20 protein-coding genes are annotated in these 22,342 nt (G+C 68.3%); 7 read left to right on the top strand and 13 right to left on the bottom strand.

Features of this window, described 5'->3' with window-relative positions; all coding sequences use genetic code 11:
* From NLI01S_RS23040 to metH, 7 genes are all read right to left on the bottom strand, one after another.
* Nucleotides 1-1,049, bottom strand: a 1,049-nt coding sequence (locus NLI01S_RS23040; RefSeq protein WP_157091116.1) for an ATP-binding cassette domain-containing protein, incomplete at its 3' end; no start/stop codon positions are given.
* Between the two features lie 48 nt (nt 1,050-1,097).
* On the bottom strand, nt 1,098-2,111 hold the full coding sequence (locus NLI01S_RS23035) for an ABC transporter permease (RefSeq protein WP_067608402.1): 1,014 nt from the start codon (nt 2,109-2,111) through the stop codon (nt 1,098-1,100).
* A 95-nt stretch (nt 2,112-2,206) separates the two neighbouring features.
* Nucleotides 2,207-3,952, bottom strand: coding sequence for an ABC transporter substrate-binding protein (locus tag NLI01S_RS23030; RefSeq protein ID WP_067608399.1), 1,746 nt, complete (start codon nt 3,950-3,952; stop codon nt 2,207-2,209).
* A gap of 101 nt (nt 3,953-4,053) precedes the next feature.
* Nucleotides 4,054-5,091, bottom strand: a complete 1,038-nt coding sequence (locus tag NLI01S_RS23025; protein WP_067608395.1) for an ABC transporter permease — start codon at nt 5,089-5,091, stop codon at nt 4,054-4,056.
* A 603-nt stretch (nt 5,092-5,694) separates the two neighbouring features.
* Nucleotides 5,695-6,201, bottom strand: coding sequence for a cellulose synthase (locus tag NLI01S_RS23020; RefSeq protein WP_223809348.1), 507 nt, complete (start codon nt 6,199-6,201; stop codon nt 5,695-5,697).
* Between the two features lie 106 nt (nt 6,202-6,307).
* Complete coding sequence (locus NLI01S_RS23015) at nt 6,308-7,024, bottom strand: HAD family hydrolase (RefSeq protein WP_157091115.1); 717 nt, start codon at nt 7,022-7,024, stop codon at nt 6,308-6,310.
* 87 nt (nt 7,025-7,111) lie between these two features.
* The gene (gene metH, locus NLI01S_RS23010) at nt 7,112-10,585 is read right to left on the bottom strand and encodes a methionine synthase (protein WP_084392830.1); all 3,474 of its coding nucleotides are present in this window, start codon (nt 10,583-10,585) and stop codon (nt 7,112-7,114) included.
* A 282-nt stretch (nt 10,586-10,867) separates the two neighbouring features.
* On the opposite strand from metH, the gene NLI01S_RS23005 reads away from it, so the two are divergent.
* Both NLI01S_RS23005 and NLI01S_RS23000 read left to right on the top strand, forming a co-directional pair.
* Entirely contained in the window at nt 10,868-11,707 is an 840-nt protein-coding gene (locus NLI01S_RS23005) for a PAC2 family protein (protein ID WP_067608386.1), read from the top strand.
* A gap of 276 nt (nt 11,708-11,983) precedes the next feature.
* Nucleotides 11,984-13,135 (top strand): glycosyltransferase family 4 protein, encoded by a 1,152-nt coding sequence (locus NLI01S_RS23000; RefSeq protein WP_067608383.1) that lies wholly within the window; start codon nt 11,984-11,986, stop codon nt 13,133-13,135.
* A gap of 416 nt (nt 13,136-13,551) precedes the next feature.
* On the opposite strand, the gene NLI01S_RS22995 is transcribed toward NLI01S_RS23000, so the two are convergent.
* On the bottom strand, nt 13,552-13,971 hold the full coding sequence (locus tag NLI01S_RS22995; RefSeq protein WP_067608405.1) for an ABATE domain-containing protein: 420 nt from the start codon (nt 13,969-13,971) through the stop codon (nt 13,552-13,554).
* Between the two features lie 192 nt (nt 13,972-14,163).
* Here NLI01S_RS22995 and NLI01S_RS22990 point away from each other — a divergent pair, with 192 nt between their 5' ends.
* A complete protein-coding gene (locus NLI01S_RS22990; RefSeq protein ID WP_067608380.1) occupies nt 14,164-14,703 on the top strand; it encodes a nitroreductase family deazaflavin-dependent oxidoreductase in 540 nt (179 codons plus the stop codon).
* A gap of 60 nt (nt 14,704-14,763) precedes the next feature.
* On the opposite strand, the gene mshC is transcribed toward NLI01S_RS22990, so the two are convergent.
* From mshC to NLI01S_RS22975, 3 genes are all read right to left on the bottom strand, one after another.
* Nucleotides 14,764-15,987, bottom strand: a complete 1,224-nt coding sequence (gene mshC, locus NLI01S_RS22985; protein ID WP_084392828.1) for a cysteine--1-D-myo-inosityl 2-amino-2-deoxy-alpha-D-glucopyranoside ligase — start codon at nt 15,985-15,987, stop codon at nt 14,764-14,766.
* Between the two features lie 98 nt (nt 15,988-16,085).
* On the bottom strand, nt 16,086-16,277 hold the full coding sequence (locus NLI01S_RS22980; protein WP_157091114.1) for a hypothetical protein: 192 nt from the start codon (nt 16,275-16,277) through the stop codon (nt 16,086-16,088).
* A gap of 153 nt (nt 16,278-16,430) precedes the next feature.
* Nucleotides 16,431-16,742 (bottom strand): hypothetical protein, encoded by a 312-nt coding sequence (locus NLI01S_RS22975; protein WP_223809347.1) that lies wholly within the window; start codon nt 16,740-16,742, stop codon nt 16,431-16,433.
* A 230-nt stretch (nt 16,743-16,972) separates the two neighbouring features.
* Here NLI01S_RS22975 and NLI01S_RS26630 point away from each other — a divergent pair, with 230 nt between their 5' ends.
* On the top strand, nt 16,973-17,098 hold the full coding sequence (locus NLI01S_RS26630; RefSeq protein WP_263363339.1) for a hypothetical protein: 126 nt from the start codon (nt 16,973-16,975) through the stop codon (nt 17,096-17,098).
* Between the two features lie 45 nt (nt 17,099-17,143).
* Here NLI01S_RS26630 and NLI01S_RS22970 read toward each other — a convergent pair whose 3' ends face one another.
* On the bottom strand, nt 17,144-17,974 hold the full coding sequence (locus tag NLI01S_RS22970) for an NRDE family protein (protein WP_067608368.1): 831 nt from the start codon (nt 17,972-17,974) through the stop codon (nt 17,144-17,146).
* Between the two features lie 358 nt (nt 17,975-18,332).
* Between NLI01S_RS22970 and NLI01S_RS22965 the strand changes: the two genes are divergently transcribed.
* Both NLI01S_RS22965 and NLI01S_RS22960 read left to right on the top strand, forming a co-directional pair.
* The gene (locus NLI01S_RS22965; protein WP_067608364.1) at nt 18,333-20,819 is read left to right on the top strand and encodes an HAD-IC family P-type ATPase; all 2,487 of its coding nucleotides are present in this window, start codon (nt 18,333-18,335) and stop codon (nt 20,817-20,819) included.
* Between the two features lie 143 nt (nt 20,820-20,962).
* A complete protein-coding gene (locus tag NLI01S_RS22960) occupies nt 20,963-21,529 on the top strand; it encodes an NUDIX domain-containing protein (protein WP_067608360.1) in 567 nt (188 codons plus the stop codon).
* Nucleotides 21,530-21,573: 44 nt separating this feature from the next.
* On the opposite strand, the gene NLI01S_RS22955 is transcribed toward NLI01S_RS22960, so the two are convergent.
* Entirely contained in the window at nt 21,574-21,780 is a 207-nt protein-coding gene (locus NLI01S_RS22955; RefSeq protein ID WP_067608357.1) for a hypothetical protein, read from the bottom strand.
* Between the two features lie 57 nt (nt 21,781-21,837).
* Between NLI01S_RS22955 and NLI01S_RS22950 the strand changes: the two genes are divergently transcribed.
* Nucleotides 21,838-22,317 carry a nucleoside deaminase gene (locus NLI01S_RS22950; protein WP_067608355.1) on the top strand — a complete coding sequence of 160 codons (480 nt, stop codon included), beginning with the start codon at nt 21,838-21,840 and terminating at the stop codon, nt 22,315-22,317.
* Nucleotides 22,318-22,342 lie beyond the last annotated feature (25 nt).

Raw genomic sequence — 22,342 nt, 5'->3', positions numbered from 1 at the left:
CCCTTGTACAGGTCGAAGCTCACACCCCTGACCGCCCAGAAGTCGCTGGAGCGGCCCCACATACCACCACGGACCTTGAAGCACTGGGCGATGTCGCGCACGCTCAGCAGCGGCTCGCCCTCGGTGGTCGCGGGGGTGAAGGCCTCGAAGTCACCGGGCTTGGTGACGGTGCCCTCGCGCTTGTCCCGATCGATACGGTCGGCGCGGTCCCGGGCGCGACGCTGGGCCCGGGAGACCTCCACACGCGGCACCGCGTCCAGCAGCGCCTGGGTGTAGGGATGCTCGGGCTTGGAGAGGACCTTGCGCACGTCGCCGCGCTCGACGGCCTGACCGTGGCGCATCACCACGACCTCGTCCACCGAACCGGCCACGACGGCCAGGTCGTGCGAGACCAGGATGAGCGCCATGTTCAGGTCACGCCGCAGCTCGTCGAGAAGGTCCAGGACCTGGGCCTGGACCGTGACGTCCAGGGCCGTGGTGGGCTCGTCCGCGAGCAGCACCTTGGGATCGCACATCAACCCCATGGCGATCACCACGCGCTGACGCATACCACCGGAGAACTCGTGCGGGTAGGAGTTGATCCGCTTCTCCGGCTCGGGGATACCGACCCGGCCCAGGGCCTCCACGGCACGCTTGCGCGCCGCGCTCTTGGAGGCCTTGGGGTTGTGCACCTGGTAGGCCTCGATGAGCTGGTTACCGATGGTGTACTGCGGGTGCAGCGACTGCATCGGGTCCTGGAAGACCATCGCGATGTCGTTGCCGCGCATCTGGCGCATCTTCTTGTCGCTCGCGGTCACCACGTTCTGCCCGGCCACCTCGATGGAACCGGTGATCTGGGCGCGGCTGCCCCGGTGCAGACCCATCAGGGCCAGCGAGGTCACGCTCTTGCCCGAGCCCGACTCGCCCACGATGCCCAGGGCGCCACCGGCCGGGACCTCGAAGGACAGTCCCTTGACGGCATGGACGTCTCCGTCCATCGTCGGGAACGTCACCCGCAGGTCGTCCACGCGCACGACTGCGTCGGAGGCAGCCGATCCGGTCGAGGCCATGTCACTTTTCCTTCGGTAGAGCTGGTCTGGTGTTCACGCTGACACGCGTCACGCGGTGATCCGCACCCGCGGGTCGACGACCGGGTACAGGAGGTCGACGATCAGGTTGCACACCACGATGAACACGGCGCCCAGGAGCGTGACTCCCAGGATCACGGGCAGGTCCTTGGAGACGATCGAGTCGATCGCGTAGGCGCCCACACCGTTCAGGGAGAACACCTTCTCGGTGAGGATCGCGCCGCCCAGGACCATGCCGATGTCCAGACCGAGGATGGTGAGGATCGGGGTCAGGGTGGGACGCAGGGCGTGCTTGAAGATCACCTTGCGCTCGCTCAGGCCCTTGGCCCGCGCGGTGCGGATGTAGTCCTCGTTGAGCGTTTCCAGCATGCCCGCGCGAGTCTGGCGGGCGTACTGGGCGGCGTGCAGGAACGCCAGGGTGATCCAGGGCAGGAGCATGACCTGGTACCAGGCGACGGGGTCCTCGGTGAAGGGGACGTAGCGCGACACCGGGAACAGTCCCCACTGGTGGACCAGGAAGGCCAAGGCCAGCAGACCGGTGAAGTAGATGGGCAGGGACACACCCGCGAGGGCCGCGCCCATGGCCAGACGGTCGAAGACACTGCCCTTCTTGACCGCGGAGAGGACACCGACGCCGACACCACCGATGACCCAGATGACCGCCGCGCCCAGCCCCAGGGACAGGGTGACGGGGAGACGGTCGAGGATCTGGGGCAGGACCGGAGAGTTGGTGCTGAAGGAGTAGCCCAGGCAGGGGGCCGCGCACTCGACGGTCTGACGGCCGAAGGTGAACTCCTGGCCGAAGATCAGGGTGCGGAGGAACTCCACGAACTGGACCGCGATCGGCTGGTCGAGGCCAAGGCGATCCACGGTGGCCTGGATCGCCTCCGGGGTGGGCGCCTTGCCCACGTACATCGCCGCCATGCCCTGCGGGGTGACGCCCGCCCACCTGGGCAGGACGTAGAAGATCCAGAAGGTCACCGCGGTAACGACGACGAGAAGCAGAAGACCCGCCCCAAGGCGGCGAAGAATATAGTTCAGCATCGCAGTCGGCGGACGGGGCACCCAAGGGATCACCTCGGGTGCCCCGCCGCTCTCACCTGCCTTTTCGTACTAGTTCAGGCTGGTAGTGGGGACTGCTAGTCCCGGTCGACGCCCAGCGGCATCAGGTCGTACATCATGAACGCGGGCTGGTAGAACACGTTCGTCAGCTCGTCCGAGCGGTAGATCAGCGACTTGTCGAAGACCACCGGCAGGATGGCGGCGTTCTCCATGACGAGGGTGTCGATCTGCTCGTAGATGGCCGCGCGCTCATCGGGGTCCTCGGTGAGCAGGGCGTCGTCCCAAAGACCGTTGATCTCGGGGTCGTCGAGCTCGGAGGTGTTGAAGTTACCGGTCTCCATGATCGCGTCGCCGTGGGTGATCTTGGAGGCGAAGCCGTAACCGCTGGGCCAGTCCGGACCCCAGCCGGAGAGGCTCAGGCCGATGTCGTTCTCACGGACGAAGTCCTGGGAACCGGCGTACTGACCGAAGAAGTCGGCCGTGGGGTAGGACTCGATGTTCACGTCGATGTTGACGCGAGCGAGGGCCTCCTTGACGGACTCCGCGGTCTGCACCTCGTTGTCGTTCTCGGCGCGGACGGCGAGCGTGGTGCTGAAGCCGTCCTCCTCGCCACAGGCCTCGAGCTTGCTCTGTGCCGCGTCGAGGTCACCCTTGCCGTCCTCGGACGGGTACAGGTCCGACTCCGGGTTGGAACCCGGGATCGCCGGCGGCAGCAGGTTGGTGGCGATGTCACCACCGGGCTCGCCGCCCCAGGCGCGCCACATGCTGTCGCGGTCGACCGCGTACATGATGGCCTGGCGGCAGGCCACGTCCTCGATGATCGGGGTGTGGATGTTCATGTAGCGCAGGGCGCCGGTGTACGGGTTGTCCAGGTTGCCCTGGACGGCCTCGTCGTCGAGCAGGGTGGAGCGCATGGCCGGGCCCACACCGGTGCCGCGAGCGTCGACGTCGATGTCGCCGTTGACCAGACGCTGGTCGATCTCGTCCTGGGCGACGCCGATCTCGAGCTCGACGCGGTCCGGCAGGGCCGGGCGCACCGGGTCGGTGTCGGGGTCCCAGTGCTCGTTGCGCTCCAGGTGCAGCTGGACGCCGGGCTGGTAGTTCCCGTCGAACTTGTACGGGCCCGAGGAGAGCACGTTCTCCTGGTAGAGCTCGCCCTTGTCGGCCTCGATCGGCACGGGGGCGGTCTGGAGCTGGGTCAGGACGTTCGGGAACTCGGAGAAGGAGTCCTTGAGGTGGAAGACCAGGGTGTAGTCGTCCGGGGTCTCGATGGAGTCGAAGCCCGCGAGCGGGTCCGAACCCTCGTAGACGTTGTGGTCGTCCTGGTCCAGGTGCGCGGAGAAGTACTGCGGGCCCAAGGAGAGCGTGCCACCGTTGAAGTTGGAGCGCGCGATGGCGTACTTGATGTCCTCGGCCACGATCTCGGAGCCGTCCTCGTACTTGAGGCCCTCCTGGATCTCGACGGTCCACTCGGTGAAGTCGTCGTTGGGCTCGGGCATCGCCTTGGCCAGGTCGGGCATCAGCTCGGTCGCGGCCTCACCCGGCTCCGGGGTGAAGGAGAGCAGCGTACGGGCGTAGTAGCGCTGGAAGTTCCAGCTCCACCCGTAGTAGGTGTTGCCCGGGTCGGCGGAGTCGAAGTCCGCCTCGATGGCGTACTTCAGGGTACCACCGGTCTTGTCGGACGGGTTGACGAGCTGGGTCGAGCCCTGGTCGAACTCGTTCTCCGACTCAGAGCCCCCGCCGGTGGCGGAACCGCCACAAGCGGATAGCAGCAGGGTGGCCGCCGCGCCGAGCGCGACGAAGCCGAAGGTGCGCTTCCTCAAGGAACTACCTCTCTGGGAACCTGATGTGGGGATGGTTGGACCCGCGGGTTGATCCACGCCCGCGCGGGGGGAGGGTGATCGTCGCCCCGCACGAGCGGGGGTCAATCGGAGGTCTTAGGATCGAAGGCGTCACGGAGGCCGTCACCGAACAGGTTGAACGCGAGCACGGTGATGAAGATGGCCATACCGGGGAAGATGATGAAGTAGGGCGCCTCACGGAAGAACGGCACAGCTTCGGAGAGCATCTTGCCCCAGCTGGGGGTGGGCGGGTTGATACCGACGCCCAGGAAGCTCAGTGCCGCTTCGAACAGGATGTTCGTGGGGATCAGGAGTGTGGCGTAGACGATGACCGGCGTGATCAGGTTCGGCAGGATCTCCTTGAGAAGGATGTGCCGGTTGCCGGCGCCCAGGCTTTTGGCTGCCTCCACGAACTCCCGCTCGCGCAGGGCGAGGGTCTGACCGCGGACGATGCGCGCGATGTAGGGCCAGTTGAAGAAGCCGATGATGAAGACGATGACGCCGATTCGGAGCCCGTTGCCGGTCAACCCCAAGACCCCGTCCGGGATGACGCCGACCAGGGCGATGGCGAACAGCATCAGCGGGAAGGCCAGGAAGATGTCCATGGCCCGGCTGATGAGGGTGTCGACCCAGCCGCCCACGTAACCGGCGATGATACCCAGGATGGTGCCCAGGGCGACACAGACCAGGGTGGCCAGGAAGGCGACCAGCAAGGAGATCTGGGCGCCGTAGAGGATCCTGCTGAACAGGTCGCGACCGGTCGTGGGCTCGACACCGAGCAGGTGGTCGCCGCTGATCCCGCCCCAACGGTCGACGCCCGCGTCGGGGTTTGCGGGGTCGATGTAGGGAAGGCGTCGGCTGGGCTCGATCAGGTCCTGGTGGAACTGGGTGGGCGGATGCCCGAACCACTTGGCCAACAACGGCGCGAAGATCGCCGCCAGGATGAGCAGCACCACGACGACGCCGGAGATCATGGCGACCTTGTCACGGCGTAGGCGCTGCCAGGCGATCTGCTTCAGGGACCGGTTGTCGGCGTCACTGCGACCTTGGGTGGCCGCCGCTGCGACGTCCGCGGTGTCGGCGTCTTCCGCCGACTCAGGGACTTGCGAGGGCGCACTCATCAGGCCACCACTCTCCACTCTTGCGCTTCTGACCGAGAGGACAGAACCCACACGTGAGCGCTCAGGGGGTCGACCCTGCGAGGTCTCACGGTGGGGCCGGTCGGATCTCGACACTGGCTGGCTGGACTTCACGCTCTGTGAGGAGGGAGGATCGCCCACCCCACCGGCGCCGGACCACGGGTCCTGGATCGCTTGGTGATCTTGGACACCCAGCGGACCGTTTTGCCCTGGATGTTACACAACGACCAATTTACTCGCCCACGGCGAGCTCACCGTCCAAACCAAGTCCATGTGGCTAAATCGTAACCAAAGCTAACAATGGACCTACATGGAGACTAAAGCACACAAAGCGTGACTCAACCGACGATGGGGCCTGAACAGGGACGATGCGTCGCCACGACCCCCACACCATATGAGGAGGAGCACCAGAAGGGAACGCATAGCCGCACACTATGCGAGATGCTATGAACCGTTAAGTAATCGGGCGAATCCGCTACGTAATGGTAAACAAATAAAAAACGGCGGCTCCGCCTGAGCGGAACCGCTTTCGTGATGCCGACGTGACCGGCGCTTTACCGATCCCGGGCCTGCGCCGACTCTGGGTCACTCGATGCCGTGCTTGCGCAGCAGCGCCTCGATGTCGTCGAAGTCCTCGTCTCCGCCGGCCTTCTTCTGCGGTGGCGCCTCGACCTGACCGGCGGCGGGCTTGGCCGGTCCCGCCGCGGGAGCACCCTGCCCTCCGGCCGGCGCGTCCCCGCCCTCCGGGGTCTTGCCCTTGGCCCCTGGTCGCTTCACGCCGATCCCCCGCGCCTTCATGAAGCCGGAGGCCACGTACAGGATCACCATCAGCGGCACCAGTGCCACGCCGGCCCACACGATCGGGTTGAACACCAGGCCGGCCAGTACACCGAAGAGTCCGAGCACGAACTGCATGATGACGTTCATCAGGCCGAGCAGACCCGCCACCAGCGGAAGCATCGACCAGGCCAGGCCGCGCAACCCGAAGGCCAGGCCCTTGCGTCGCCACACGAAGAACGTGATGATCAGGCCCACCGCCGCGAGGGCCGCTCCCAAGGTGAGGCCGGACGTCATAGTCAGTGTCTCAGGCATAGGGCCAGTCTCCCATCCCGCGCACGAACACACATCCGGCTCATCCCCTAGGGCGGGTCACCCACCGCTCTCTTGGCGGGTGGACGGCGTGCACGGTCCGGGAGTGTCAGCGGTCGGCGACCAAGGACTCCAGCCAGTCCAGGTCGACCCCGACCAGGCTGTCCCGGAACACCACGCCCTCGCGGGGCGGGACCTCGATGTGGTTCGGAATGGCGACGGTCGCGCACCCCGCGTCGGCGGCCGAGGTCACTCCCACCACCGAGTCCTCCACGGCCACGCACCGCCTCGGGTCCACGCCCAGGCGACGCGCGGCCCTGAGGTAGGGATCGGGATGGGGTTTGTTGGCCTCGACCTCGTCACCCGCCACCGAGTCGTCGAAGCTCTCCAGGCCGATCCCGCCGATGGCGGTGGCCACGAGTTCGCGTTCGGTGGAGGTCACCAACGCCACCGGAACGCCCGCCTCCGACAGCATGGTGACCAGTTCCTTGGCACCGGGCCGCAGTTCCGCGCCCTGCTCCAGCTTTGCTCGGAAACGGTCGTAGAGCCGGTCGGCGACCTGTCTCGGAGTGAGGTCGGCCCCGGTCAACTCGACGATGTAACGCCCCACCGGGGTGGCAGCATTACCCACGTTGGCCAGATGGTCCCGTTCGGTCCACACCCCACCCAATTCGGCGACGAGTTCCGCCTCCGACTCGTTCCACAGGTGTTCGCTCTCGATGAGGGTGCCGTCCATGTCCAGCAGGACCGCTTGCAGGCGGCGGCCGGACTCCTGGGTGGCGGGGGCTCGAAGGGACTCGGACGGTTGGGAACTCACAGTGCTCATGACTCTTCTCGACTCGTGGGCGTCGGACCCGACATGGGGAGAGGCCCCACCCGCGCCGGAACGCCGGTGGGGCCTCACCTGAGCCGGTCAGACGTTGAAGTATGTCGCCTCGGGGTGATGAATGACGATCGCGTCGGTGGCCTGTTCGGGAACAAGCTGGTACTCCTCGGACAACGTCACCCCCACCCGCTCCGGCGCCAGCAGCTTCGTGATCTTGGCGCGGTCCTCCAGGTCGGGGCAGGCCCCATAACCCAGGGAGAACCGGGCGCCCCGGTAACCGAGCTTGAAGAAGGCGTCCAGCTCGGCCGGGTCCTCCCCCGCGAAGCCCAGCTCCGCGCGGACCCTGGTGTGCCAGTACTCGGCCAGCGCCTCGGTCAGCTGTACGGACAGGCCGTGCAGCTCCAGGTAGTCGCGGTAGGCGTTCTTCTGGAACAATTCCGCGGTGGCCCGGCTGATCGCCGAACCGACCGTCACCACCTGGAAGGAGACCACGTCCAACTCCCCCGACTCCTTGGGCCGGAAGAAGTCCGACAGGCACAGGTGCCGGTCGCGGCGCTGACGCGGGAACGTGAAGCGGGTGCGTTCGGTGACCCCGTCATCGTCGAGCACGACCAGGTCATCACCCTCGCTGTAGCAAGGATAGTGGCCGTGCACGACCGCGGCCTCCAGCAGACCCTGGGTCTGGATCCGGTCCAACCACATCCGCATGCGCGGACGCCCCTCGGTCTCCACCAGCTCCTCGTAGGTGGGACCGTTGCCGCCGCGGGAGGCCTTCAGCCCCCACTGCCCCATGAACGTGGCGCGTTCGTCGAGGAAGGAGGCGTAGTCGGCCAGCGGGATGCCCTTGCTGATGCGGTCGCCCCAGAACGGCGGCGTGGGCACCTTGTTGGTGGTCGACACGTCGCTGCGGGCGGGCATGTCCTCGGGTTCGGTGACCTTGAGGGTGGCGCCCCGCTTGACCCTGCGCTGACGCAGTTCGGGCAGTTTGGCGCCCTCCTCGCCGCGCTTGACCGCCATGATGGTGTCCATCAGGCGCAGCCCCTCGAAGGCGTCCTTGGCGTAGCGGACCTCACCGCCGAACATCTCGGCCAGGTCCTGCTCCACGTAGGAGCGGGTGAGCGCCGCGCCGCCCAACAGCACGGGGAAGTTCGCCGACATCCCCCGGGAGTTCATCTCCTCCAGGTTCTCCTTCATGACCACCGTGGACTTGACGAGCAGCCCCGACATTCCGATGACGTCGGCCCGCTTCTCCTCGGCGGCCTCCAGGATCGCCGAGACCGGCTGCTTGATGCCGAGGTTGACGACCTCGTAGCCGTTGTTGGACAGGATGATGTCGACGAGGTTCTTACCGATGTCGTGGACGTCGCCCTTGACGGTCGCGAGCACGATACGGCCCTTGCCGTCGTCGTCGGTCTTCTCCATGTGCGGTTCGAGGTAGGCCACGGCCGACTTCATGACCTCGGCCGACTTGAGGACGAACGGCAGCTGCATCTGGCCGGAGCCGAACAGCTCACCGACGGTCTTCATGCCCGCCAGGAGGGTGTCGTTGACGATGGCCAGGGCCGGACGCTCGGCCAACGCCTCGTCCAGGTCCGCCTCGATGTCGGTGAGCTCGCCGTCGATGATGCGACGCTCCAAGCGCTCCCACAACGGCAGCGCGGCCAGTTCCTCGGCTCGGGAGGCCTTCATGGACTGGGCGTCCACCCCGGTGAACATGTCGATGAAGACGCCCAGCGGGTCGTAGTCGCCCTCACGCCGGTCATAGATCATGTCGAGGGCGACCTTGAGCTGGTCCTCGGGGATCTGGTTGATCGGCAGGATCTTGGAGGCGTGCACGATCGCCGAGTCCAGACCCACCTGGACCGCCTCGTGCAGGAACGCCGAGTTCAGCACGATGCGGGCGGCCGGGTTCACGCCGAAGGACAGGTTGGACAGACCCAGAGTGGTCTGCACGTCCGGGTAACGACGCTTGAGCTCACGGATCGCTTCGAGGGTCTCGATCCCGTCCCTGCGAGTCTCCTCCTGCCCGGTGGTGATGGGGAAGGTGAGGCAGTCGATGACGATGTCACCGGTGCGCATCCCCCACTCGCCGGTGAGCTGATCGATGAGACGGGAGGCCACCCGCACCTTGTGTTCGGCGGTGCGGGCCTGGCCGTTCTCGTCGATGCACAGACCGACCACGGCGGCGCCGTGTTCGGAGGCCAGCTCCATGATGCGGTCGAACCGGGTGCCGGGGCCCTCGCCGTCCTCGTAGTTGACGGAGTTGATCACCGCGCGGCCGCCCATCGCCTCCAGCCCGGCCTCCAGGACCGGCGGTTCGGTGGAGTCGAGCATGATCGGCAGGGTGGAGGCGGTGGCGAAGCGGGTGGCGAGCTCGTGCATGTCGGCGACGCCGTCACGGCCCACGTAGTCGATGTTGAGGTCGAGGATGTGGGCGCCGTCGCGGATCTGGTCGCGGGCCAACTCCACGCAGTCGTCCCACCGCTCGGCCAACATGGCCTCACGGAACTTCTTGGAACCGTTGGCGTTGGTTCGCTCGCCCACGGCCAGGTAACTGGCGTCCTGACGGAACGGCACGCTCTGGTAGAGCGAGGAGACCGAGGGCTCCACCAAGGGCTTGCGGTTCTTGATCCCGCGTCCCTGGACCCGCTCCACGACCTGGCGCAGGTGCTCGGGGGTGGTTCCACAGCAACCGCCGACCAGGCTGAGCCCGAACTCGGAGGTGAAGGTGTCGTGGGCGTCGGTGAGCGCCTCCGGGGAAAGGTTGTAGACCGCCCCGTTGGGGCCCAGTTCCGGCAGCCCGGCGTTGGGCATGCAGGAGATCGGAATGGTGGAGTGGTGTGACAGGTAGCGCAGGTGCTCGCTCATCTCGGCCGGGCCGGTGGAGCAGTTGAGCCCGATGACGTCGATGCCCAGTGGTTCCAGTGAGGTCAGCGCGGCGCCGATCTCCGAACCCATGAGCATGGTGCCGCTGGTCTCGATGCTGACCTGGGCGATGATCGGGATGTCCTTGCCCAGTGCCTTGCGGGCCCGCTTGGCGCCCACCACCGCGGCCTTGACCTGTAGCAGGTCCTGACAGGTCTCGATGAGGATGGCGTCCGCGCCACCGTCGATGAGTCCTCGTCCGGCCTGTTCGTAGTAGTCGCGCAGCAGCGCGTAGGGGTTGTGGCCCAGGGTCGGTAGCCGCGTTCCGGGGCCGACGGAGCCCAGTACGTAGCGGGGTTGGTCGGCGGTGGAGTACTCGTCGGCGGTCTCACGGGCGATACGGGCACCCGCTTCGGCGACCTCGTAGGTACGGTCCTGGATCCCGTACTCGATCAGCCCACCGAAGTTGGCGGAGAAGGTATTGGTCTCGACGCAGTCGGACCCGACCTCGAAGAAGGCGGCGTGGGTCTCCCGGATGATGTCAGGCCGGGTGAAGTTGAGGATGTCATTGCAACCCTCGTGCCCCTCGAACTGGTCGAGGTCGAGATCGTGCGCCTGCAACATGGTGCCCATCGCCCCGTCCGCAACGACCACGCGCTGGGACAGTGCTTCACGGAATGTCCGTCGATCTCTCATAGTCGGCAACTCTAATCTCGGGGCATCGTGGAACCCTGGGGAGTCGCTCGTGACGAACGGCACCGTGAGGAACCACGACGCACGACGGTGGAAGCGGTCTGGGACATCGGTGTCCTGGTCAGTCGCTGGTGCCGAGGCTACCCCATCGACTGTTTCGCCACGTGAGACGGGTGTCCCAAAGTCGGGTGGGTCGACCCGCTCGGCGGAGCTCGGGGAACGGTTTCCCGGGCCTGGCGCCACCCCATAGAGTGGGACGCGTCCGCGTTCAGGAAGGGGCCGTGCATGATCCAGCTCGACCGAGAGCTCGTCGAGCCTGTGATGGTGGCGGCGTTCGAAGGGTGGAACGACGCCGGCGAGGCGGCGAGCCTCGCCGTGGAACACCTGTCCGAGCAATGGGACGCCCGTGAACTGTGCGCCCTGGCTCCGGACGACTACTACGACTTCCAGGTCGCCCGACCGCGCATGTCCGTGGTCGACGGGCGGCTGAGCGAGGTCGAGTGGCCCACCACCCGGGTGAGCGTGGTCCGCCCACCCGGTTCGTCCCGCGACCTGGTTCTGGTGAGCGGCCCCGAACCCAACGTCCGTTGGCGTTCCTACGCCGCCGACCTGTTGGCGATCGCCCGTGAACTGGGGGTGCGGCGCGCGGTGCTGTTGGGCTCCCTGCTGGCCGACGCCCCGCACACCCGCCCCGTCCCGGTGACGGGTATGTCCTCCCCACCGCAACTGGGCGAACGCCACGGCATGGAGGCCTCCACCTACTCCGGCCCCACCGGAATCGTCGGCGTGGTGCACGAGGGGTTCAGCGCCGCGGGCATCGAGACGGTGTCGCTGTGGTCGGCCATCCCCCACTACGTGGCCCAGCCCCCGTGCCCGAAGGCGACCATGGCGTTGCTGGGCTGGGTGCAGGAGTTCACCGGGGCCCGGGTTCCGCTCGGCGAACTGCCGGAGGAGTCGGTCAAGTGGGAGGCCGGGGTCGACGACCTCACCGCCGAAGACGAGGACATCGCCGCCTACGTGCGCGGCCTGGAGGAGGCCAAGGACACCGTGGAGCTTCCCGAGGCCTCCGGCGACGCCATCGCCCAGGCGTTCGAGCGTTACCTACGCCGCCACGACGACGATTGACCGCGCGGCCCGCGCGGAACGACGGGCCGGGCAGGCGAACGGTGAACGGCGACACGCCGGGCCCGAGCTCTCTGTTACGCGTATTTTAGCCCGCGGGCGATAGGTTCCGAGAACACGGCTCGCGGACCGGAGGTGATCGCGAGTGGGGCACCCGTCGCGCCGGGGGGAACGACGGGACGTCTCCACGTCCGCCCTACCCCGACGGCGACGCCTCCGGTTGGCCGGACCGATCATCCCTTCCTTCCGCGCGGGGAGGGAACGGGGGGTACAACACAGATGAAAATCGCCTTCGTCATCGCCAACGGCTATGCCATGGGCGGCACGGTGCGAACCGTGTACAACCTCGCCCGCGGGCTTTCCGAGCGGCACGAGGTCGAGATCGTCAGCCTGGCCCGCAGGCGCAAGGCACCCTTCTTCAAGCTGCCCGACGGGGTGCGGCTGTGGCCTTTGCACGATCACACCACCGAGGAACCGACCCTCGGTGCCTTCGGCCGTCGACGCTGGACTCGACGGATGGGTTCGGTGGTGCCCGAGTCCGAGCTGAAGCGCAACCAGAACTTCAGCCCCGAGGCCGTCTCGGGGCTGCACCGATACCTGCGCACCACCGACGCCGACGTGGTGATCGGCACCCGTCCCGGCATCAACCTGCTTTTGGCGGCCTGGGCTCCCAAGCGTCTGTGCCTCATCGGCCAGGAACACCTCAACCTGAACGAGCACAAGCCGGACCTGGTCAAGGCGATCGAGCGACGCTACCGGAACCTGGACGGGCTGAGCGTACTCACCGAGACCGACCGGGACGCCTACCGGCGACTGCTGCGTCCGGACGCCGACTTCCTCACCGTGATCCCCAACGCCGTGGACCCGGGCGAACCGACCCCGTCCACCCTGGACGAACCGGTGATCGCGGCCGCGGGACGCCTGTCCCCGGTCAAGCAGTACCCGAAGCTGGTCGAGGCGTTCAGCCAGGTGGCCGCCGAGCACCCCGACTGGAGTCTGCGCATCTACGGCAGCGGGGACAGGTCGGCCCAGATCGAGGAGGCCGCTCGCAAGCACGGTGTCCAGGACAGCGTCAAGCTCATGGGCCAAACCCGTGACCTGACCTCGGAGCTGTCCAAGGCCTCCATCCTCGGGGTCAGCTCCAAGGTGGAGGGCTTCGGGATGACCATCGTGGAGGCCTTCTCCGTCGGGCTACCGGTGGTGAGCTTCGACTGCCCGCACGGCCCCGGAGAGATCATCGAACACGAACGTACGGGGCTGCTCGTGCCACCACAGGACACCGCGGCGCTGGGGCGGTCGCTGCTTCGCCTGGTGGAGGACCGAGAGGAACGCCACCGTATGGGCGCCCACGCCTTGGAGGCCTCCTCCCTTTACCAGTTGGAGGGCATCATCCCCCGTTGGGAGGAGTTCTTCGAACACCACCGTTCCTGAGAGAGCCGAGGGGCGCCCCTAGATGAGTACACGGGGTCGGTGATCGTAGGGTCAGGCAACGTAGGGCCGGCCGGCGCGGTCGCTGTGCCAGATGGCCACGGTCGGTGCCAGGACCCGCTGGAGCACCCGGACGATCGCCCTGCCCGGGAGTGCGGCTCTCGTGCCGCACGGTCGGTAGAGCTCCGCTCCGGCCCGTGAGAACTCGTCCTCACGGGCCGGACGCGGCAAGAACGGCCCCGCCCGGGCAGGCGACTACTCGAAGGCACGCCCGTAGTGGTTCTTGTCCGCGCTCGGTACCTGTCCTGGACGCCGAGCAAGTAGACCGAGCCCGTTCTCGAACATTCGGCCAGGTGGGGGTCGGGCATGCGGGGTCGGAAGCAGATGGTGGGGCGCCCCCGCCCCTTGGAATTACTCGTCTAGATCCGCAAGCTGCGCCATTCCCCGCCGGCGAGGACCGCGGCCCAGGCCCCGGCGATGCGGGCCAGCCCGCGGCGAACCTCGTCGACCACGGCCGGGGCCAGTGGAGACTCGGAGTGCCCATCGGGTTCCAGGCGCACGGTCACGCGCAGCCCGTCCAGGACCTTCTGGGCCCGGGCCAGCGTCTCGGGGTCGGGTTCGGTGTCACGGTCCAAGAGGGCGCGGATTCCGTCGCGCAGGGTGAGGGCCTCGTCCAGGTCCGCAAGGGTGATGGGGATCGCCCCCTCGGTGACCAGGTGGTGTTCGCGCAGGAAGCCCGCGAGGTCGGCCCGGTCACTGAGGCGACCTCCGGTGGAGACGAAGTCCGCGATGAGTTCCGCCGCGGCGCTGGGCCGGGTGGGGGTGTTGGTCGAGGTCATGCGCGACATCCCACCACGCCGGGGAGAGCTTTGTGGGTGTTTCGGCCATGTCGTGGCCACAGGTGGACACGATGAATCCACATCGATCCCTGCATAACGGACGTCGGGGCAGGGCGCCGGCGTGGCACCCGTGCCAGAACGGTCTCGCCTCACTACCATCGGGCCGTTCCGACCCCCGGCCCAGGAGGCATCATGACGCGTCCACTACCGGCGCACGAGCAGTCACCGCCCGAGACCCCGCTGGGGCGGGCCGTGCTGCGCACCCCGATCTGGTTGTACCGACTCGGGTTGGGCGACCTGATGGGCGGCCGTTTCGTCCTTCTCACCCACCGGGGCCGCAGCACCGGCGAACCCCGCCAGGCGGTGTTGGAGGTCTTGGACACCAACTCCGTCACCGGGGCGGTCCTGGTGGCCTCCGGGTTCGGGGATCGGGCGCAGTGGTTCCGTAACATCGCGCGCGAACCGCGGGTGTTGTTCCAGGTGGGGCGGGAACGCAGGCGAGGCACCGCGGTTCCGCTGCCACCGGCGGAGTCGGGACGGGTCCTGACCCATCAGGCGCAGAAGCACCCCGAAGCGGTCGAGGCGCTCATGCGGGCGCTGGGACACGACGTCGAAGGGGACCCGCACGTGTACGAACGGCTCGGCGCCGACCCGCGCCACGGGGTCCCGGTGGTGCGGTTGCTGCCCGAACAGCCGCCGGGCCCACGTTTTCCCGGTCATTCCGCGTCCTGAGGGGCCGTGACGAGTCCGGGTCCTTCCGTGCCCGCCACGATCGGACGGGCACGGACCGGATCAGAGCCTGACGCCCAAGAGGGTGTCGGCGGTGGCACGGGCCAACGCGGGAGCACCGGTGTCGGTGCCTCCCTCGGTCAGCGCGGCGGTGGCCCAGCCGTCCACCGCTGCCAATGCCGTCGGGGAGTCCAGGTCCTCGGCCAGGGCGGCGCGTACCGCGGCGAGCACGGGGGCGGCGTCGGGTCCCGCGCCCAGGGCGAAGGCGGCCCGCCAGCGCTCGGCGCGTTCGGTGGCGGCGGGCAGCTCGACATCGGTCCACTCCCACGCGTCACGGTAGTGGTGGCCGAGCATGGCCAGGCGGATGACGGCCGGATCCACGCCCTGCCGGCGCAGCTTGGAGACGAACACGAGGTTGCCCAGCGACTTGGACATCTTCTCGCCGTTCAGACCGACCATGCCCACGTGCAGGTGGTTGTGGGCGTTGGGCCCGCCGGTGACGCAGCGGGTCTCGGCCGCGCCCATCTCGTGGTGCGGGAAGATCAGGTCGTTACCGCCACCGTTGATGTCGAAACCCGGGCCCAGCCGGTCCAGGGCGATCGCGCTGCACTCGATGTGCCAACCGGGTCGGCCGCGACCCAAGGGGCTGTTCCAGGCGGGTTCTCCGGGACGCTCCGCCTTCCACAGCAACCAGTCGAGTGGATCCTTCTTGCCGGAGCGCTCGGGGTCGCCACCGCGCTGCCCGAACAGCTCCAACATCTGCGCGCGGTCCAGGTTCCCGATCTCGCCGAACCTCTGGGCCTTGGCCACGGAGAAGTACAGGTCTCCGTCGATCTCGTAGGCGGCGCCGGTCTCCCGAATGCGTACGGCGAGTTCGCTGATGAGGTCGACCGACTCCACCACGCCGACGTAGGAGGTCGGCGGGATGATCGACAGGGCCGCCATGTCCTCACGGAAGACGTCGATCTCTCGGTGGGCCAGATCCCGCCAATCGACCCCGGTGGCCTCCGCGCGTTCCAGGAGTGGGTCGTCGATGTCGGTCGTGTTCTGGACGTAGTTCACGTCGTGTCCGGCGTCCCGCCACACCCGGTTGACCAGGTCGAAGGTCAGGTACGTGAACGCGTGACCCAGATGGGCGGCGTCGTAGGGGGTGATCCCGCAGGCGTACACGCCCGCGGTGGGACCCGGTGTGGTCGTTCGTATCCGTCCGGTCGCGGTGTCGCGGATACGCAGGGGACCGCCGGTACCCGGCAGGGGGACGATGTCAGGCGCAGACCATGAACGCATGAGGGCAGACTATCCGCACGTCCGGTCGACGAAAGCACCCATATCGGGTGGGTCCCCAGGTGATGATGACCGCAGATCATGTGGGAATATCTCGCCGCTCACCGCTGCTGGGCGGCGAAGGGGAAGGATCCACGACCGATGAGGAGCGCGCTGAGAACGGCGGTGGCACCGCAGACCGCGGCGAGGATCTCGTTCCCCAGCCGCCAGTGCAACAGCGCTCCGCTGACGGAGACGACGTACAGCAACCAGTACGCACCCGACTCCAGATAGTGACCACTCCGGTCGGTCACGGACACCCCCCACCTGTCGGCTCGCGCCGCGACGGCCGTCCGGTCCGTCACACAGAGAGACGCCTCGTCCGCACTGGCGGTTTACGTGTGCTTTAGGCGATGGCTCACAGCCCCCTGGCCGCCCACGCCCGGCGACCAGGGAGGAAGGGATGCTCAGGGGTGAGCGGCCAACTGCAGGTCGAGGAGGTCCAAGTCCTCCGAGGCAGGGAACCCTGGGTCGTCCATCATCGCGCGCAGCCGCCGACGGACGGGCTTGGCCTGAGGCCGCTCGGTCACCGGCTCGGCGGCCAGGCGTCCCGTCCCGGAGCGGATCCCGGTGGGGGTGCGCATGCTCCAGAAGGTGTTGTCGGCGGCCAGGAGCAGGCCGACGGTGCCGTCGTCGTACACCCGGACCCACTGTCCCACCAGTTCGGCGGGATCGCCCATGGGACGCAGGGCGGAAGTGGAAACGGGGCGGGCGCTCATCATGGCTTGTTCCTCGAGAAGTGATCGGCGTTGACTGCTGTCTCAGAGGAGACTCTCCCGTACCTCACCTATGACGCGCTTTCGGAAAACTTCTACGAGAAGGATTCTCCTACCCGTCGAACCGGGCACGGCAACCCGCGATCGGCCGACCACCGAGGGCTCGTGGAGCGTCCCCTGTGGTTCCTCGACGGAACATGACCGGCCATCTCGGGATGCGACATAATGTGGCCATGGAAGACACCTTCACCCCCTTCAAGGCCGACGACGACAAGCGTTTCCGGTCCAACGCCCTCCTCGCGATCATCGCCTTCGTGACCGTGACCCTCACGGCGGCACTGTTCTTCCTGTTTCTTTGACCGGGTGGAGCGCCGACGGGTTCCGCTTCGCGGGCGCGCCCGATGTCAGGTCGGGACCATCCGCCAGGCCTCCGGTCGGTCCGGAGCGTCGGTGAAGGCGTAGCGCACCCCGTCCCGGGCCAAGGCCAGCAGGGTGACCGATCCGGTCCCCCACACCTGGCCGTCGCCCAGGTCCGCGTGGGCGACGAGCCCCGACGGGTCACCCTGCTCCGGTCCCGTACCGGGTGTCCTCGGCTTCGCCCGGGCGGCCTCGGTGACCAACTCCGGCCACCGCCCCCAGACCCGCCGGACGGCCTCCTCGCCCGTGTCCATAACGAGGGTGTCGAATGCGGCCAGGTCGGGATCGGGACGGGTCCGAGCGAACTCCGGCGTGTGCCGGGCTGCGCGCGGGTCGGCCGGATCCAGCCCCGTGTTGACGATCGTGGTCACCCCCGTGGGCAACGATCGAGTGTCCAGGCAACGCCCGTCCCAGCTGTGCAGCGTGGCGTGGCGCGCGTCCGCGTCCAACAGGTGGAAGGGCGCGTACCGGGTGGGGTCCTCTCCCTCCAACGGGCTCCGGCCGCCCCTCGGATCGCGCGCGTGGCGCGCGAGCGCGCGCAACGGCAGTTCACCCCTGCTCGCCGGGTAGGCGCCCTCCCAGGGCATGCGACCGTCCCAAGGCCACCCGTTGAGCAGCGCCGCCGTTCTCGGCCCCGTCGGATCGACGGCCAACCAGGTCCCGCCGGCGAGCCGGTCACGGCCGCCGATCAGCGTAGGGCGCTCGGGCCAGTGGTGGGCGGGCCCCTCCCAGGGACGTGATCGCATCTCGTCCCGCAACGCGACCACGACCAACGGTGTGGTCGCGTCCGGGTCGAACCCGACGATGACGGTGCACATCCATCCCCCTGACGTCGTCTGCTCCAGGACGAACCCTGCGAGTCCACGAGGATGGTTCCTCACGGCTCCGGTGGTGCTCGCTCCCCTGTCCGGGTGGGGTGCGCCCCCTTGGGATCGGATGGCCGACTTTAGCGCTTTCCCACCGGGACTCTTCTACCCTGGGTCGTTCTACGCTTGTTCTCGTTGACACAGGGACCGGTGGGACGGGGCGTCCCTTCCGACGGCGCCGTCTCGGTTCCTTCGTACTTCCTTGCCCGACCAGGAGCCACGCGTGCCCGAAGCAGCAGACCCGAACCCCCGGGGGCCGTCCTCCACAGCGACAGACCCGGGCTCCTCTTCGGGACCGGCGGGGTCGCCGATGGGTCCCCCGGACGAGCCCGGGCTCTCGCAACGGGAGGTCGCCGAACGCGTGGCCACCGGACGTACCAACGACGTCCCGGTCCGGGCGAGCCGAGGTGTCGGCCAGATCATCCGCGGCAACGTCTTCACCCGCATCAACGCGATGATCGCGGTGCTGTTCTCCATCATCGCGTTGATCGGCCCCGTCCAGGACGGCCTGTTCGCCATGGTCATCGTGATCAACACGTTCATCGGCATCGTCCAGGAACTGCGGGCCAAGCGGACCCTGGACAAGCTCGCCATCGTCAACGCCGCCCGGCCCCGGGTGGTCCGCGACGGCTCGACGGTCCGCGTGGCCACCCAGGAGATCGTCCTCGACGAGGTCCTGGAGGTCGGTGTCGGCGACCAGGTCGTCGTGGACGGCGAGGTGACCTGGGTCGGCGGACTGGAGATCGACGAGTCGCTGCTGACCGGTGAGGCCGACCCGGTGCTCAAGCAACCGGGCGACACAGTGATGTCGGGCAGCTTCGTGGTGGCGGGCACGGGCCGCTTCCGGGCGACCAAGGTGGGGCGCCACGCCTACGCGGTACGTCTGGCCGAGGAGGCGAGCCGGTTCTCCCTGGTGCGTTCGGAACTACGTTCGGGGATCGACCTGATCCTGCGCTGGATCACCTTCGCGCTGTTCCCGATCGGCGCCCTGTTGATCTACAGCCAGCTCTTCATGGGCGGCCACGTCACCCTGGACGCCGAACCCGTCAGCGGTGGGATCTCCGGCCCCCTGGCCGATGCCCTGCGCAGCATGGTGGCGGCGTTGGTGTCCATGATCCCCGAGGGGCTCATCCTGCTCACCAGCATCGCGTTCGCGGTCGGTGTGATCCGGTTGGGTCGGCATCGGTGCCTGGTACAGGAGCTACCGGCGATCGAGGGACTGGCCCGCGTGGACGTGGTGTGCACCGACAAGACCGGCACGCTGACCGAGGTCGGAATGAAGCTCGCCGAGGTCCGTGAGCTGGGCGGTGCCGCCACCGGGACGAATGGCGAACCCGTTTCCGCCCCCACCCTCGTGTTGGCGGCGCTGGCGGACAGCGACCCCGATCCCAATCCCAGCATGGTCGCGATCGCCGAGGGCCTCACCGCCCAAGGACGACCGGCCCCGGGATGGCGGGTGACGGCGCTGGCCCCGTTCTCCTCGGCGCGCAAGTGGAGCGGAGCGAGCCTGTTCACCCCCACAGGGGAGGAGCACTGGGTACTGGGTGCGGCCGACGTCCTGTCTCCGTCGGACTCCCCCGCGGCGGCCGAGGCCGCCAGGTTGGGCGCCCAGGGGCTTCGGGTGCTGTTGCTGGCCCGCGCATCGGTGCGGGTCGACGACGAGCTCGCCCCGGGCACCGTTCGCCCGGTGTCCCTGGTGGTCCTGGACCAGCGGGTGCGCGAGGACGCCGGACCGACCCTGGACTACTTCGCCGCCCAGGGTGTGGACGTCAAGATCGTCTCGGGCGACCACGCCGCCTCGGTGGGCGCCGTGGGCCGTGAGCTCTCCCTGCCCGGCGCGGACCGACCGGTGGACGCTCGGGAGCTGCCGGAGGACCCCGAGACACTCGCGCGCCAGGTGGAGGCCTCTTCGTCGTTCGGTCGCGTGAGCCCCGAACGCAAGCGGGACATGGTGCGCGGCCTGCGCGACCGCGGGCGCACGGTGGCCATGACCGGTGACGGCGTCAACGACGTGCTCGCCCTGAAGGAGGCCGACATCGGTGTGGCGATGGGCGCGGGCAGCCCGGCGTCGCGTTCGGTGGCCCAGTTGGTGTTGTTGGACGATCGGTTCGCTGTGCTGCCGAAGGTGGTGGCCGAGGGGCGCCGGGTGATCGGCAACATCGAACGGGTGGCGAGTCTGTTCCTGACCAAGACGGTGTACACGATGACGTTGGCGATCATCGTGGGTTTGTTGGCGGTGGCCTATCCCTTCTTCCCCCGGCACGCCACCCTGATCAACGCGGTGACGTTCGGCATCCCCTCGTTCTTCCTGGCTCTGGCGCCCAACACCGACATCGTCCGGCCGGGGTTCGTGCTGCGCACGCTGCGCCTGGCGATCCCGTCGGGGATGGTGGCGGGATTCGCGGCGGTGACGACGTACCTGTTGGTGTTGGGCGGTCGCACGGTGCCCGACCCCTCCGACCGCACCGCCGTGGTGATCACGCTGTGCGCGACGACGCTGTGGGTGCTTTTGTTGGTGGCCAAGCCCTACGTGTGGTGGAAGGTGGTCCTGGTCGGCTCCATGGTGGGGCTGTTGACGTTGGCCATGGTGACGCCGTTGGGCCGGTGGTTCTTCGACCTGGACGTGAGCGACCCGACCAAGGTGCTCACCGGGTTGGCCGTGGCCGGGGCGGCGATCGTGGCGATCACGGTGATCCGAGTGGTGGACGATCGGATGATGGCCAGGTCGCAGGCGGCGGCGGACGCGAAGGCCGCCGCGGAGGACGAGGCCGCCCGCGAGAGCACTCCGGCGGTCTGAGCCACGTCTTCGAGGGTCCGTGACCGATCGGTCACGGACCCTTCCCGTTCCCGACCTGCCCTTCGATCAGCGTGGGAGCTGTTCAGCCACTTCTCCAGCGGAGATGCTGGTCACGCCCTGTGCATGCAAGGACTGGAGCGACTTTGAGCATCCCGAACACGCATATCCGCGCCGTGGTGGACGACTACCTGGAGCGTTTCCCCAAGGAGGCCGACACGGCCGCTCCCCTGGTCCGGGCCCTGGCCGGGGGCCTTGGGCCGGGATCGCCCGAACGGTGGGGGGTCGACCACGTGACCACGGGAGCCGTGGTCCTGGACCCGTGCTGGCGGGTGCTGATGGTGCGGGACCGTGGTTCGTGGATGTTGCCGGGCGGTCCCGTCGTCGAGACCGACGAGTCCCTGCACGAGGCCGCGCGGGCCCGGTTGGCCGAGGTGGCGGGACCGGTCGCGGGACAGGTGGAGGAGGCCTCCGGCGACCTGCCGCTCGACCTGGGTCCGGGCCCGGTGCACGACTCCCCCACCTCGGACGGGTCCGAGCACCGGACCCTCATCTTCCTGTACCTGTACCGGGCGACGGCCGCCACGATCCCGGCCGGTTCGGGCGCCTTCGGCGACCTGGCCTGGCGTCCGCACACCGACGTGCCCTCGGCCCGTCTGGCGGCGAAGATCTCTCAGGCCCTGGCCACCGATCGCGCGACCGTCGGAATCTGAGCCCGAGACCTGGGCGGCCACCACCGGGTGGCCGCCGGCCGCGATCAGCTGTCCTTGAAATGGCGGACGATGGGCAGCGGAGTGAAACCGGACTCGGCGTAGGTGAGGCGCGCCGGTCCGCGACGAGCCTGGTGGAGCGTCTCCCCCAAGGCCCGGGCCAGGGAGTCGTGGACGGGCTCCCAGGACCTCGGGGGGAGGGCCACGACGGCTTCTCGGTCTTCGGGGCTGTACGGTCGGATGCTGATGTCCATGCGAGCGACGTGGCTTCGCGCGGGACCCACCGACAACGAGGTTTTCCGGGGGCGTACATGGTGAACGAGACCGACCTGCGGCATCTGGAGCGCGCGGTGGAACTGGCCGCCGCGGCGCTGGACAAGGGAGACGAGCCCTTCGGTTCGGTCCTGGTGTCGGCCGCCGGCGAGGTGCTGTTCGAGGACCACAACCACGTCGCCGGTGGCGACCACACGCAACATCCGGAGTTCGCGATCGCCCGGTGGGCGGCACAGAACCTGACACCCGAGGAGCGCGCGTCGGCGACGGTGTACACCTCCGGGGAGCACTGCCCGATGTGCTCGGCCGCGCACGCCTGGGTGGGGCTGGGCAGGATCGTGTACGCGAGTTCGTCAGACCAGTTGACGGGATGGTTGACGGAGTGGGCCGTGCCCGCCGGCCCGGTGCGCCCGCTGCCGGTGGCCGAGGTCGCCCCGGGAGTGCCCGTGGACGGCCCCGTGGAGTCCCTCGCCGACCGGATCCGCGCCCTGCAGGCCCGATTCCACGGGCGGGGCTGACCCGAGCGAGGACGAGGCGGCCCGC

The sequence above is a fragment of the Nocardiopsis listeri NBRC 13360 genome (assembly GCF_001570765.1).
In the GTDB taxonomy this organism is placed as follows: Bacteria; Actinomycetota; Actinomycetes; order Streptosporangiales; family Streptosporangiaceae; genus Nocardiopsis; species Nocardiopsis listeri.
The sequence above is the reverse complement of the archived record's forward strand: the minus strand, read 5'-3'. Positions and strand labels throughout refer to the sequence as shown.

Bases quoted from the DNA above. Each gene is read 5' to 3' on its own strand.
- mshC (WP_084392828.1), bottom strand. From the start codon at position 15,987: ATGCGTTCATGGTCTGCGCCTGACATCGTCCCCCTGCCGGGTACCGGC.
- metH (WP_084392830.1), bottom strand. From the start codon at position 10,585: ATGAGAGATCGACGGACATTCCGTGAAGCACTGTCCCAGCGCGTGGTC.
- NLI01S_RS22990 (WP_067608380.1), top strand. From the start codon at position 14,164: ATGACGCGTCCACTACCGGCGCACGAGCAGTCACCGCCCGAGACCCCG.
- NLI01S_RS23005 (WP_067608386.1), top strand. From the start codon at position 10,868: ATGATCCAGCTCGACCGAGAGCTCGTCGAGCCTGTGATGGTGGCGGCG.
- NLI01S_RS22965 (WP_067608364.1), top strand. From the start codon at position 18,333: ATGGGTCCCCCGGACGAGCCCGGGCTCTCGCAACGGGAGGTCGCCGAA.
- NLI01S_RS22970 (WP_067608368.1), bottom strand. From the start codon at position 17,974: ATGTGCACCGTCATCGTCGGGTTCGACCCGGACGCGACCACACCGTTG.
- NLI01S_RS22950 (WP_067608355.1), top strand. From the start codon at position 21,838: ATGGTGAACGAGACCGACCTGCGGCATCTGGAGCGCGCGGTGGAACTG.
- NLI01S_RS23020 (WP_223809348.1), bottom strand. From the start codon at position 6,201: ATGCCTGAGACACTGACTATGACGTCCGGCCTCACCTTGGGAGCGGCC.
- NLI01S_RS22975 (WP_223809347.1), bottom strand. From the start codon at position 16,742: ATGAGCGCCCGCCCCGTTTCCACTTCCGCCCTGCGTCCCATGGGCGAT.
- NLI01S_RS23000 (WP_067608383.1), top strand. From the start codon at position 11,984: ATGAAAATCGCCTTCGTCATCGCCAACGGCTATGCCATGGGCGGCACG.
- NLI01S_RS26630 (WP_263363339.1), top strand. From the start codon at position 16,973: ATGGAAGACACCTTCACCCCCTTCAAGGCCGACGACGACAAGCGTTTC.
- NLI01S_RS23015 (WP_157091115.1), bottom strand. From the start codon at position 7,024: ATGAGCACTGTGAGTTCCCAACCGTCCGAGTCCCTTCGAGCCCCCGCC.
- NLI01S_RS23025 (WP_067608395.1), bottom strand. From the start codon at position 5,091: ATGAGTGCGCCCTCGCAAGTCCCTGAGTCGGCGGAAGACGCCGACACC.
- NLI01S_RS22955 (WP_067608357.1), bottom strand. From the start codon at position 21,780: ATGGACATCAGCATCCGACCGTACAGCCCCGAAGACCGAGAAGCCGTC.
- NLI01S_RS23035 (WP_067608402.1), bottom strand. From the start codon at position 2,111: ATGCTGAACTATATTCTTCGCCGCCTTGGGGCGGGTCTTCTGCTTCTC.
- NLI01S_RS22995 (WP_067608405.1), bottom strand. From the start codon at position 13,971: ATGACCTCGACCAACACCCCCACCCGGCCCAGCGCCGCGGCGGAACTC.